This is a genomic window from Pyrococcus sp. ST04 (assembly GCF_000263735.1).
Taxonomy (GTDB): Archaea; Methanobacteriota_B; Thermococci; order Thermococcales; family Thermococcaceae; genus Pyrococcus.
In genome coordinates, this window is record NC_017946.1 from 1,458,752 (window position 1) to 1,471,241 (window position 12,490).

The following is a 12,490-nucleotide window of genomic DNA, read 5'->3' on the forward strand; positions in this document are numbered from 1 at the left end:
TCTGCAGATAAAACTGAGGGAGGTGTTTTTATGAAAGTAGTTCTCCCAGATGGTAAAATACCCAGGAGATGGTACAATATACTTCCCGACCTTCCAGAGCCACTAGCCCCTCCGCTAGACCCAGAGACGAATGAGCCAATAGACCCAGAGAAACTGAAGAGGATTTTTGCAGAAGAGTTAGTTAAGCAAGAAATGAGCACTGAAAGGTATATAGAGATCCCCAAGGAAGTGAGAGAGCTCTATGCAAAAATAGGAAGACCAACACCATTATTTAGGGCTACTAACTTAGAGAAGATTCTAGATACACCCGCAAGAATCTACTTTAAGTACGAAGGGGCAACCGTTACTGGAAGTCATAAAATAAACACTGCCCTCGCACAGGCATATTATGCAAAGAAGCAGGGAATAGAAAGATTAGTGACCGAAACTGGTGCAGGACAGTGGGGAACAGCATTAAGTTTGGCTGGTGCACTCATAGGGCTTAAAATTAGGGTCTATATGGCCAGAGCAAGTTACTACCAGAAGCCCTACAGAAAGACATTGATGAGGATTTATGGAGCTGAGATATACCCAAGTCCCAGCGAAAACACAGAAGTCGGAAGGAAGTTTTTAAAAGAGGATCCAAATCATCCTGGTAGCTTAGGAATAGCGATAAGTGAAGCTATAGAGGACGTTTTGAAGGATGACAAGGCAAGATACTCACTTGGAAGTGTGCTCAACCACGTTTTGATGCACCAAACCGTAATCGGGCTAGAAGCAAAAGAACAGATGAAAGAGTTTGAAGAGCCAGATATAATAATAGGGTGTGTTGGAGGAGGGAGTAACTTCGCGGGTCTAGCATATCCCTTCGTAAAGGATGTCTTAGATGGGAAAAGTGAGTACGAATTTATAGCCGTCGAGCCAAGGGCAGCACCTTCAATGACCAGGGGAGTCTACACATACGATTACGGAGATTCAGGGAGACTAACACCAAAAATGAAAATGCATACCCTAGGACATACATACTACGTTCCACCAATCCATGCAGGAGGATTGAGATATCATGGCCTAGCCCCCACCCTTAGTATCCTAATAAACCATGGAATTGTAAAACCAATTGCCTATCATCAAACAGAAGTGTTTGAGGCTGCAACTCTATTTGCGAAGGCTGAAGGGATAGTTCCAGCACCCGAAAGTGCTCACGCCGTCAAGGCAGCAATAGATAAAGCATTAGAGGCAAAAAAGGAGGGTAAGGAAGTCGTTATTCTATTCAACCTAAGTGGACATGGCTTGCTCGATTTGAAGGGTTACGAAGACTTCCTTGATGGTAAGCTTGAAGATTATGAACCAGAGGAGTTTCCAATATTAAAAGAGGTCTCTAAATCTTAAATCTAAGCAACGCCCCCAATCCACCAAAGGCTCGATAGAACTGCTGTCCTTCCTCGGTGTCAAGGGAGATTATTTCCACATCTGACCCCGCTTCCTCTGCCATTTTTATTAGTTCTTCCGCAACGTCCCACTTTTCAAATGATATGTTCTGACTTCCACACTTCGGACATCTTGTCAACTTTCTCTTGTAGACTTCGAAGTCTTCCTCGCTCATGGTTTTCAGCTCTTCCCAACCACAGTTGTTACATTTAGCCCTAACCCTGACCTTGTTATATCCCTCACTAATCAGTAAAGTGTCAACGGCTCCCAATTCAAGCGCTCTTCTCACTTCCCTTTCACCATATGTGGCTAGACCGGTGTCTTTGACTATGTGCTTCAAGAACTCATTTACAAGTTTCCTCTCCCTTATTACCTCGTGATCCCTAAGAATGTCAGAGGCCTTAGCAACTAATTCCCTGAGCCCGTATTCACCATGATAACTAATGTCTACTACTCCAATTATTTTCTTCTTAAGTTCGTGGTGTAGGTAATCTCCCTCAACGAATTCCTCCTTTGTCGGTCCTGGGCCCCCTACTATAATACCCTTAAGCTCCCCTTTTTCAAGGAGCGGAAGAAACGCTCTGTTAGCGTGCTCTCCGATCCTCTTCATAAATTCATGAGTTTCCTGCTCCCTTATCCTCTCATAACGCCTTGCAGACTGACCACCTGCCCTGGTTTTACCTGGGACATTTGAAGTGAGCTCATCAATAACTTCAATTCTTTTACCCCTAAGAATACCTATCGTAGCCTCATTTTTCTCCACTGTAATTAATCCATAGGCATCCTTCACCCTAAGCATTTCTTCGAGTGGCTCTGTAACAAACGTCTGGTCACATCGATAGAGTCTCACATTCAGAGGCTCTGGAGGAATTATTGCCCACAATCTAATATCAGTCGTTCCCTCCATCTCACTAACGTTCCCAACGAACAGAGCAAGTCCATTTTCTGGAGTTTTTTTGTAAAGTTTGAGATGCTGCATTGCTCTTTCTAGGGCCCCCAGCACGTTCTTTCTAGTTGTTTTTGATTTTATGTTCTGGGCTGTGCTATACTCTTCTCTGAGTTGTTGCATGACTTTACTCAAATCATATCCCGCTGGAATATAGAGGGATATTAACTCAGTTCCTCGCCCTCTAATTTTCTTTAGCTCGTCAATCTTCTTCTTTAGTTCATAAAGTTGAGCGTCACGGTGAACCATTTTGCCTCACCTCTCCGTCCAAAGGTTTAAAAATTGGCAAATTTATAAAGGTTTGGCATGGTGAGAGAGCGTGAATTTTGAAAACGTGAGAGTAGAAAATGGAGACACTCTTAAAGAATTCGTTGGATCCTTGGGGTTACAGATTAAAGATGATGCAATCATCAAGATAGGAAAGTTTTTTGTTGAGATTCATGGTGTAAAATATGAAGCAAGGTCTTTAGAAGAGTTAAGGGAGATAATAGACAAGCTTAGGAAAACCTACATTGTGATGCCAGCTTATAATGAGGAAAAAACCATAGGGCAGGTTTTAGATTCTTTATTAACAGTGTTTCCAAAAGAAAACATAATAGTGGTTAATGATGGGAGCAAGGATAATACTGAGAAGATTGCCAGAGAGAAGGGAGTCCACGTATTGACACATCTAATTAATCGAGGTTTAGGGGGAGCCCTTGGTACCGGAATAACGTACGCCCTAATACTTGGAGCCCAAATAATAGTTACTTTTGACGCAGATGGTCAACACCTGCTTGAGGATGCCTTAAAGGTAATTAAACCAGTAGTCGAAGGGAAAGCCGACTTGGCGATAGGAAGCAGGTTCAAAGGGGACATTAGCGGAATGCCATTAACAAAAAGGATAGGAAATATTGGCCTAAATGTAATAACGGCACTTTTTGCTAAGAAGTATATCACAGACACTCAAAGCGGACTCAGAGCTTTTTCTCGGGAGTGTGCAAAAAAGATTAAAATCACCTGTGACAGATATGCAGTTTCAAGTGAAATCATAATAGAGGCATCAAGAAATAAATGCAAAGTCACTGAGATACCAATTAAGGCCATATACACTGAATATTCAATGAAGAAAGGAACAAACGTTATTGAAGGGATAAAAATAGCACTAAATTTGTTCCTAAGCTTATTTAGGAGGTGAGAGAGTTGTATACAATCCAGTATATTGGATTGGTTATAGTAGTTGGCTTAATGATTTATACTTACCTCCATTACAAGAAGAAGCGTTTCGAGCTCTCTGATCTCATGGCATGGGAGATTTTCTTTATAATTCTGCTAATAATAATTTTAGCCCCAGTTAGAATTTCAATGGAGATAAAGAAGATTCTTGGGCTTGGAAGGGGATTAGATGCCCTTTTTGCAACAATGATAGGATTAAGTTATCTTATCCTGTTTAAGCTGTACTTAGACATAGACAGGATAGAAAGAGAAATAACCGAACTCACAAGGAATTTTTCAATAAGGCTTAAGGAAATCGAAGACAAAATAAATGAGAAAAAGATAGAGAAAAATTAAAGAGCTCATAAGCTAAAATATGTAAGAGACAGCGGGGGGATGAATCCATGGAACCAAGCGAATTTAAACTGAACCAGAAAGGAATAAAGGCAGTACTTCCATCTTTAGAGGCAGAAATAATGGAATACATGTGGGAAGTTGGTGAGGCAACGGCTGGGGAGGTTTACGAGTATTTAAAAAACAAATACCCCGAGATAAGGAGATCCACTGTTAGTATATTAATGAACAGGCTATGCGAAAAGGAGCTCCTCACAAGAAGAATGGAGAGAGGAAGGGGTGGAATAAGATACATATACAAAATAACGACAACAAGAGAAGAGTTTGAAAGAAAAATCGTAGAAAAGATAATAGACTCTCTAATGGCAAACTTCAGGGAAGCAACTTACGCATACCTTTCAAAAATTAAGAAGTGATAGAAATGCTCTACTGGTCCTTCATATTTCAACTCTTAATTGTCTCCCTCACATATGGAAGATATGGAATTATAGCTTCTATGTTAGCTGTTCTTCTGCTAATGTTATGGTATAAAATTTCCCTGAAATTTAATTTGCCAACAGACAGATATTCCCTAATAAAATGGGAAGATATCCCTTGGTTATATGACGGGATAGCGAGAATGGCAAATAGAGCAAGAATTTCGATGCCAAAAATATACATCGAGGATTCTCCAATCCCAACAGCTTATTCTTTTAGGAATGCAATAGTCCTCTCGGCCGGGCTATTTGAAGTCCTTGACAAGGATGAAATCTTAGCAGTGGCTGCCCATGAAATAGGGCATATAAAAAATGGGGACACCTTCATATTCCCTCTCTCTAAATACGCCCAATATATCATGGGGGCACTGACAATAGCAATTTTAGCTGGCTCAACTTCCCAAGGCATAAAAATAATCTCAGCACTAAATTTCCTAATATACTATGCAGGCCTTAGAAAGTTCTTGAGAAAGAGGGAGTTTCTTGCAGATAGCGTTGCCCTAAGAATAGCAGAAGTGCCATACGCCTTAAAAGAAGCCCTTGAAGAGTTGAAATACTATGAGGCAGCACTCAAGGCAAAGGATATTCCCCTACCAACGATAAAGCCCCAGGTTGAGAGGAAGGAAGAGCCCCAAAACCCAATTATGTATATCATGAGCACTCATCCCTCTTATGATGAGAGAATAGCCAGAATAATGGCAATAGTCGATATGTATAGGATTTTTGAATACATGAGCTGAAGAAAGTTAATTTTAAAATTCTAAAAGAACTAAGGGGAGAACATGACAATTGAAATTTTTCTTGATAAGGAAAAAGCAGAGAGGATAAAGAGAATCAGACCAACTAAAGATGAGTATTTTATGTTAATTGCAAAGCTTGTTTCTCTTAGGGCAACGTGCCCAAGGCTTAGGGTTGGCGCAGTTGCCGTGAAGGATGGATACATCCTCGCAACGGGATATAATGGAGCCCCAAGAAACATGGATCACTGTATAGATGTAGGATGCATCCTCGTTGATGGTCACTGCCACAGGGCTGTCCATGCGGAGCAAAACGTAATCGCGATGGCCGCAAGAAAGGGAATTAGTCTAGAAGGGGCAACACTCTATGTCACCCACTTCCCCTGCGACACCTGCTTTAAACTACTTATAAATGCGGGGATAAAAGAGATCGTCTATGAGGAGATGTATCCAAATGAAGTTACTGAAATGCTACTCAAAGAAGCACAGGAAAAGGGAATTATAAAAATAAGACAGTTCAAACTGTCGAAAGAAAGAGTTAGGCAATTTCTCGAGGAGTTATTCCCCGAGTTCTGTGGAAAAGGGTGTGGAGAAGAAGACTAGCGCCCAAACCTCCTCTCCCTTTTCTGATACTCTCTTATTATCCTGAGGAAGTCTATCTTCCTGAATTCTGGAAAGTAGACGTCAACAAAGAACAGCTCGCTATACGCTATTTGATATAAGAGGAAGTTGCTTATCCTAACTTCTCCCCCAGTCCTTATAACAATGTCAGGATCGGGCATATTCGGAACATATAGGTATTTCCTAAGCAACTCTTCATCTATGTCCTCAACCCTAAGCTTACCTTCCATAACGTCTCTAACGATATCCTTAACTGCATCAACTATCTCACTCCTCCCTCCATATGCCAAAGCTATGTTTAAGACATAATTGTTGTACTTCCTCGTAACTCTTTCAGCCTCCTCAGCGGCTTCCCTAACATTCTTAGGAAGAAGATCTTTCCTTCCAATAACGTTAACCCTGATTCCATACTCGTGAACCCTTTTATCCTTTACAAGCTCCCTAAATTTCTCCTCAAACAGTTGCATTAACCTAGAAACTTCCTCTTTAGATCTCTTAAAATTCTCAGTTGAAAAGGCATAAACAGTCAATATGCGTATGCCAAGCTCATGACACCATTCAACAATTTCCTCAAGCTTTTTTGAACCAAAAAGATGTCCATACCAAGGAGGTTTTTCCTGTTTTCTTGCCCATCTCCGATTTCCGTCCATGATAATAGCTACATGCTTGGGCAAATTACCAGATTTCACTTTCTCAAATAAATACTTCTCGTAAAGATCATAAGCAGGCTTGAAAAGAATGTGAGGAATGTGAGAAATAATCCTGTAGATCATATTTTCTTTCTCCCCTTCAAATGTTTTTCAGCCAGCTCTACATATATCTCAGCATTTTTCTTCGTCCACTCAATCTCTTCCTCCGTGAGTTGCCTGACCACCTTTCCTGGAACTCCAATAACGAGGCTATAATCCGGGATCTCCTTGTTTGGAGGAACCAATGCACCAGCTCCAATTATAACGTGATCCCCTATCTTAGCACCATCCAAAATTACTGCCCCCATTCCTATTATTACATAGTTGCCAACCTTCGCACCATGAACAACGGCATTGTGACCTATTGTAACATACTCCCCGATCTCCGTCGGCAAGCCATGGGAAGTGTGAATACTGACATTGTCCTGAACGTTAGAATATCTGCCCACATAAATCTGCTCTATGTCTCCCCTCAGAACTGCAGAAGGCCAGACACTTGTCTTTTTTTCTAGCACAACATCTCCTATTACAACGGCGCTTTCATCTATGAAAGCCGTTGGATGTATTTTAGGCTTCCTACCATTAAGCTCGTACACCACCATTTTCTCTCCCCAAAATTAGCTATAGCACACACTTTTAAGATTTAACTATGAAAATATGAAAGGCGATGAAGAAAATTTCGCTAGCTGATAGATGATGAGTACCCTCGCAACCGAGCCTATTTAAGCCTCTCCAAGATTATCGCTGGGCAAACCTTTGTTACCCCATCTATTTTGCCTATTTTGTTGGAAATTATGTCCGCAAGATCTTCCCCGTCCTTTGCCCAGATAACGGCCATTATCATGTGATCTCCACTAGAAAGATAAAGCTCCCTAACAAACTCAAACTCCTTTAACTTTTCAGCTACTTCAAAGAGCTTCTCCGGCCTCGTATCCACTCCCGTAATAGTCACCAGCGAATAGCCAAGCTTTTTGGGATTTAGCTTTATTGTATAGCCCTCAATTATTCCCTTCTCTTCAAGCGCCCTTACCCTTTTTCTCACTGCTGTCTCGCTGATTCCTAGCCTCTTCGCGATTTCCGTGAAGGGGGTTCTCGCGTCTTTCACGAGCATGTCGAGTATAATCTTATCCCTTTCATCTATCATTTTTCGAACCACCTTAGTATAAATTCAGAACCAAAGTATATAAAGTATTGGTTTTTAAACTTTGCTATAATTACAGAATTAGGTAAATTGTATCATCGAAATTCCGAAATATACTTTGTTTTCCGTACCATTCTCACAGCTATTTAATTCTTTCAAAACTATCTAAAAATTAAAGCGAATACTATTTAGTTCTTCGGAAACCTAGCAAGAAGGGTAGAAAAAGAGCTAGAAGCAGACATAATAAAACTCTTTCCATACTATTTAGTTCTTATTTAGTTCTTCGGAAACAGTAGGGCCAATGAAAGGGCTCATAAACGCTAAATTTCTTTCCATACTACTAAGTTCTTCGGAAACAGTGGCCTTGCAGAGAATACTCAGAATAGAGATAGTTACCGAGGACTTTCCATACTATTTAGTTCTTCGGAAACAAGAAGTATTATAGAGCGTTGAGGAATGGTAAGCAGGTTTTGTGCTTTCCATACTATTTAGTTCTTCGGAAACACGAAAACACCCCATTGGGAGGCGTTACGTTTCTTTGACGGTGATCTTTCCATACTATTTAGTTCTTCGGAAACTTGTGTCGTCATGGAGATACTCTTTTACATATAAGTTTTCGGCTTTCCATACTATTTAGTTCTTCGGAAACCGGCTCCTGACGTCTTTATTTTTTTGCACCCTCTTACTTTCCATACTATTTAGTTCTTCGGAAACTTTGGGTTTTTTGGTTGTTTTCCTTCATTACTCCCCCCTCCAAGCTTAAATAATTTACCCCTTCAGGAAACCCGTGTTACTGCACTCCCTTTATAAACCCAACCCTAAAATGAAGAACCCACGAAAACTCTCTCACTAACGAGTGGAGGATTGTGAATAGTTAAAACGAGAATTCAAGAAATCGAAGCATGTTGAAAATGAAAAAATTACCTAAAACCAAGAGAATTCAAAAACAATGCCCAATTAAACCTCCTAGACTATCCAATTTTGGGGTCTCCCGCTTTCACTCCCTAATTAGACTTATGAGGGTTCCCAGTTTTCAAATGTATTCAATTGGCGGGAAATTACCACTGGTGGGGTAATCTGAAAACTAAATCAGTTTTTATGGTCTTATTCTTGTTTTACTCTATTATCATTGCTTATTTTTTGAATCTTGACCCCGAGCAGTGCTTCAATCCTCGAGCACTCAATGCATTAACCCTAACTCTACAAATGAAAAAACCAGCATAACACAAAATAACACCAAACAAACAAAAAAAATAACACTAATCACCCGATTTTTCAATACTCTTTACCTTATAAGGATGGTATAGAAGAGGGAATTCATACAGAATAAAGCAGAAAGGAAGAGGCAAGAAAATCAGTGCTTAACCCATCCACGGTCAAGCATTGCCTGGTAAACTCTCTGGACTGCAACTACGTATGCTGCATCTCTCATGTGGATGTTCTTCTCCTTCGCGGTGTTGTAGACATCGTAGAATGCCTTGGTCATCTTCTTGTCAAGCTTCTCTCTAACCTCCTCAAGCGTCCAGTAGTAGCCTGTTATGTTCTGCACCCACTCGAAGTAGCTGACTGTGACACCACCAGCATTACAGAGGAAGTCTGGTATCTGCAGAATTCCCTTCTCGAAGAGGATCTCATCTGCCTCTGGTGTGACTGGTCCGTTAGCAACTTCGGCAACGATCTTGGCCTTTATGTTGTCGGCGTTCTTCTTGGTTATTACTTCCTCGATTGCGGCTGGTGCGAGAACATCTACTTCAAGCTCAAGGAGCTCCTCGTTGGTTATGTTTGTTGCTCCTGGGAAGTCCTTAACGCTACCGTGTTCTTGCTTCCACTTGAGAACCTCGTCAGCGTTGAGTCCATCTGGGTTGTAAATTCCACCCTTGCTGTCGCTCACTGCAACGACCTTCATTCCATAGTCCTCGCTCATTATCTTCGCTAGGTAGTAACCTGCATTACCGTAACCCTGGATTGCGATGGTCTTGCCCTTGAGGTCACCCCATCCTAGAACCTTTGCAGCCTCCCTTATTGTATAGGAGGCACCTCTTGCGGTAGCCTCGTTCCTTCCAAGTGATCCTCCAATGCTTAATGGCTTTCCGGTAATTATTCCAAAGGCTGGTGTCTTTCTTCTGCTTATTGCCTCGTACTCGTCCATCATCCAAGCCATTATCTGTGGGTTGGTGTAAACGTCAGGTGCTGGGATGTCCTCATATGGGCTTATGACATCATAAATAGCCCTTATGTAACCTCTCGCAAGCCTCTCCTTCTCCCTGTCGGAGAGCTTCTTTGGATCTACGATAATTCCACCCTTACCTCCACCGTATGGGAGATCCATAACAGCAGTCTTCCATGTCATCCAAGCTGCGAGAGCCTTAACGGTGCTAAGGGTCTCCTCTGGGTGCCATCTAATTCCACCCTTAGTTGGACCTCTAGCCCAGTTGTACTGAACTCTGAATCCGGTAAATACTTTAACAGTTCCATCATCCATCTCAACAGGAATCGTAACCTCAACAATCCTCTGAGGTCTCTTGAGGAATTCAAGGGCTTCCTCACTTATCTTCATGTATTGGGCAGCTCTCTCAAGCTGCTTAACGGCAATCTCAAATGGGTCTTGCTCAACCATGTTCATCACCTCAATTTAGTCGATTGGCGATACAAATTTGGACAATAAGCTATATAAAACTTTCGGTAAATAAGGGTGGAAATCCTTTTGTTTATTGAGTTCTCAATTTAGAAATTCAATTCGATTGAATTGCAAAACTATAGCAAATATTTTGGCAAAAGGAGGTTGTATTTATCGAATTTTACATACACCAATGCACAAAGGAGGACTTTAATGCCCGTAAATTTATAGCCATAAAATTTTGGAATGATAAAAGATAAAATACCCTCAGCGGGAAGTCGGTCATCATCAAATCAGCTCACTCCAGTTCCAATCATCGGGGCTTCTTTTTCCTTTCAATCCTCTCTTTTCTACTTTCAAGCCTTGCTCTCTTTTGAGCCTCGACCTCCTCTTTGAAGGCCCATTTGAGGAGTGGTGGGGTGACTAATACCGAGACCGTTATGAATATCAGCGTTGCCGCTATAAACTTTGGCACATCATCAGGGGATATTGCACCTCCGTGGATTGCAACCATAAGATCAACTAGGGCGACTTCTGTTCTAGGAACAGAACCTATTCCCATTTGGAGTGACATCTTAAAGTTCTCACGGGTGAACAAGAATTCTCTTCCCCTACCCCAGGCCGTTATCCACGCTCCAAATCCTCTTCCAGCTATTTTCCCGATTATTGCAATTGCGCTGAGAACGAAGGCCAGCTTCAGTGCATCGGCATGTTCAAACACCGTTAAGTTCAGCATTGCTCCAGTATGAATGAAGAATATTGGAATCAGGAGACCGTAACCTATACTCTTTACTTCCTCCATTATTCTTTTACCTTCTGGAAGCTTGGAAAGAATTAGGCCCATCATAAAGGCCCCTTCTATTGCGGCAGCGAACCATCCCTCAGCTAATGCCGCAAAGATAAACATCATCCCTATCATTAGGCCAAGGATTCCCTTCTCCACATGTAGCTTTTCTGCAAATTTGACGTAATGGTCAATGAAATACCATCCAAGAACCCCCGTGATTAGGAAGAACAAAATTATCTTAACCGTAAGTCCCAACAAGGAGCCAGAACCTACTGCAAATATTACGAGAGCTATCCCAAGAAAGTCATCCATTACGCTAGCACTCAGAGATGCTGCACCAACCTCACTCCTGAGGACTCCAAGATCCATCATTACCCTAACGGTTAGACCAATGCTCGTTGCAGTAAGTAAAACGCCACCCGCAAAAGCTTCTCTGTGCTCATAACCCAGCCATCTCAGGGCATAATATCCCATGATCAGAGGGACAAAGACTCCCATTATTGTGGAAACAGTTGCCGTTAGTCCAGTTCTCTTTAGTTGCTCTATATCAGTATCCAGTGCACCCAGGAAGAGAAGGAATATAATCCCTAACTTAGCCAAAAAGTCTATAGCCTCACTTGCACCCACCGTTATTGGAAGATACTCCTTGCCCACAATACCAAAATACACAAGGTTTCCAAGAAGCATTCCCATTAAAAGCTCCCCAAGAACTCCAGGAAGCTCAAATCTCTCAATTATTGCATCCCCAATTTTAGCAGCTATTATTGCTACTCCGATTGTGAAGAGGATCCATGTTGCGGCCTCCATTCCTCACCCCCCATTCTTATTAACCTCAGAAACTCATTTATTAGTAGTCTAAGGCTTATTTCACCTACCAGCTTTCCTTCAGCATCTACAAGAGCCAGAATTGGCATTCTGTATTTCTTCATTTTCTCAAGGGCTTCAAGAACAGTCGCATCTTCCTCGATCGTGAGAACATTCCTCTCCATAACGTCTCTAGCTCTTTCCGCTCCGCCCATTATGGATTTAAAGAGAGAGCTTATTGTGCCTAGCCTTGCCCTCCTTGGAGGAAGCAATATGTCAACTATATCGAAATACCTTATTACCCCAACGAGCTTCATGCTTTCCCTGTTGTCAACAACCCACACATGGTGCCTAGTCCTTAGGATTTTCAGTGCATCAATTATTGGAGAGTTCTCTTCAACTATTGGCATCTGATGGATTGAAGGCGTTATCTGGCTAACCTTCATTGAGTGGAACGCATTGAGTGCCCTTTCTAACTCCATCCTCATCCCCCACTTAATACTGGCATAACCTTAACAAAATCTTCATCCGAGACCTCCGCGTCTTCACTGGCAACTTTCCCATTGATGATTATTATCTTATCTTTAACGTCATTAAACCTTGGAATAACCTCCCTCAAGACATCTCCTATCCTTCTCTTTCCCTCAATCCTAACCTCTATTTCCTCGGCTCCCGCTAGGTGAGAAAATAAACCCATGACTCTTATTCTCATCCCTT

The 12,490-nt window shown here is 41.7% G+C and carries 14 protein-coding genes and 1 CRISPR repeat array; of the genes, 6 read left to right on the forward strand and 8 right to left on the reverse strand.

The genetic code is table 11. The features are described 5' to 3' along the window. Positions 1–30 precede the first annotated feature (30 nt). Complete coding sequence (locus PY04_RS07705; protein WP_014734564.1) at positions 31–1,368, forward strand: TrpB-like pyridoxal phosphate-dependent enzyme; 1,338 nt, start codon at positions 31–33, stop codon at positions 1,366–1,368. Here the strand turns inward: PY04_RS07705 and prf1 are convergent. Beyond that, a complete protein-coding gene (gene prf1 / locus PY04_RS07710; protein ID WP_014734565.1) occupies positions 1,358–2,602 on the reverse strand; it encodes a peptide chain release factor aRF-1 in 1,245 nt (414 codons plus the stop codon). The genes PY04_RS07705 and prf1 overlap by 11 nt on opposite strands. A gap of 70 nt (positions 2,603–2,672) precedes the next feature. Between prf1 and PY04_RS07715 the strand changes: the two genes are divergently transcribed. From PY04_RS07715 to PY04_RS07735, 5 genes are read left to right on the forward strand one after another with little or no spacing between them, the layout of a single operon-like run. Then, entirely contained in the window at positions 2,673–3,530 is an 858-nt protein-coding gene (locus tag PY04_RS07715; protein ID WP_014734566.1) for a glycosyltransferase family 2 protein, read from the forward strand. A gap of 5 nt (positions 3,531–3,535) precedes the next feature. Beyond that, positions 3,536–3,904: a DUF2304 domain-containing protein gene (locus PY04_RS07720; protein ID WP_048056105.1), complete on the forward strand. Its 369-nt coding sequence runs from the start codon at positions 3,536–3,538 to the stop codon at positions 3,902–3,904. Between the two features lie 47 nt (positions 3,905–3,951). Further along, a complete protein-coding gene (locus PY04_RS07725; RefSeq protein ID WP_014734568.1) occupies positions 3,952–4,317 on the forward strand; it encodes a BlaI/MecI/CopY family transcriptional regulator in 366 nt (121 codons plus the stop codon). A gap of 5 nt (positions 4,318–4,322) precedes the next feature. After that, the gene (locus PY04_RS07730; RefSeq protein ID WP_014734569.1) at positions 4,323–5,117 is read left to right on the forward strand and encodes a M48 family metallopeptidase; all 795 of its coding nucleotides are present in this window, start codon (positions 4,323–4,325) and stop codon (positions 5,115–5,117) included. 42 nt (positions 5,118–5,159) lie between these two features. After that, the gene (locus PY04_RS07735; RefSeq protein ID WP_014734570.1) at positions 5,160–5,717 is read left to right on the forward strand and encodes a cytidine/deoxycytidylate deaminase family protein; all 558 of its coding nucleotides are present in this window, start codon (positions 5,160–5,162) and stop codon (positions 5,715–5,717) included. Here the strand turns inward: PY04_RS07735 and uppS are convergent. The 7 genes from uppS to PY04_RS07770 form a co-directional block, all read right to left on the reverse strand. Continuing rightward, positions 5,714–6,508 (reverse strand): polyprenyl diphosphate synthase, encoded by a 795-nt coding sequence (gene uppS / locus PY04_RS07740; protein WP_014734571.1) that lies wholly within the window; start codon positions 6,506–6,508, stop codon positions 5,714–5,716. The genes PY04_RS07735 and uppS overlap by 4 nt on opposite strands. Further along, positions 6,505–7,026, reverse strand: coding sequence for a gamma carbonic anhydrase family protein (locus PY04_RS07745; protein WP_014734572.1), 522 nt, complete (start codon positions 7,024–7,026; stop codon positions 6,505–6,507). The genes uppS and PY04_RS07745 overlap by 4 nt, the downstream gene beginning before the upstream one ends. 116 nt (positions 7,027–7,142) lie before the next feature. Next, positions 7,143–7,568, reverse strand: a complete 426-nt coding sequence (gene lrpA, locus PY04_RS07750; protein ID WP_014734573.1) for an HTH-type transcriptional regulator LrpA — start codon at positions 7,566–7,568, stop codon at positions 7,143–7,145. Between the two features lie 248 nt (positions 7,569–7,816). Next, positions 7,817–8,279: direct repeats of the CRISPR family, unit length 29 nt; unit sequence CTTTCCATACTATTTAGTTCTTCGGAAAC. A gap of 640 nt (positions 8,280–8,919) precedes the next feature. After that, the gene (gene gdhA / locus PY04_RS07755; RefSeq protein ID WP_014734574.1) at positions 8,920–10,182 is read right to left on the reverse strand and encodes a glutamate dehydrogenase; all 1,263 of its coding nucleotides are present in this window, start codon (positions 10,180–10,182) and stop codon (positions 8,920–8,922) included. A gap of 313 nt (positions 10,183–10,495) precedes the next feature. Next, positions 10,496–11,776, reverse strand: a complete 1,281-nt coding sequence (locus PY04_RS07760) for a cation:proton antiporter (protein ID WP_048056106.1) — start codon at positions 11,774–11,776, stop codon at positions 10,496–10,498. Continuing rightward, positions 11,737–12,255: an HPP family protein gene (locus PY04_RS07765; RefSeq protein ID WP_014734576.1), complete on the reverse strand. Its 519-nt coding sequence runs from the start codon at positions 12,253–12,255 to the stop codon at positions 11,737–11,739. Before PY04_RS07765 ends, PY04_RS07760 begins: the two co-directional genes overlap by 40 nt. A 2-nt stretch (positions 12,256–12,257) precedes the next feature. Continuing rightward, entirely contained in the window at positions 12,258–12,485 is a 228-nt protein-coding gene (locus PY04_RS07770) for a MoaD/ThiS family protein (protein ID WP_014734577.1), read from the reverse strand. Between the last annotated feature and the right edge of the window lie 5 nt (positions 12,486–12,490).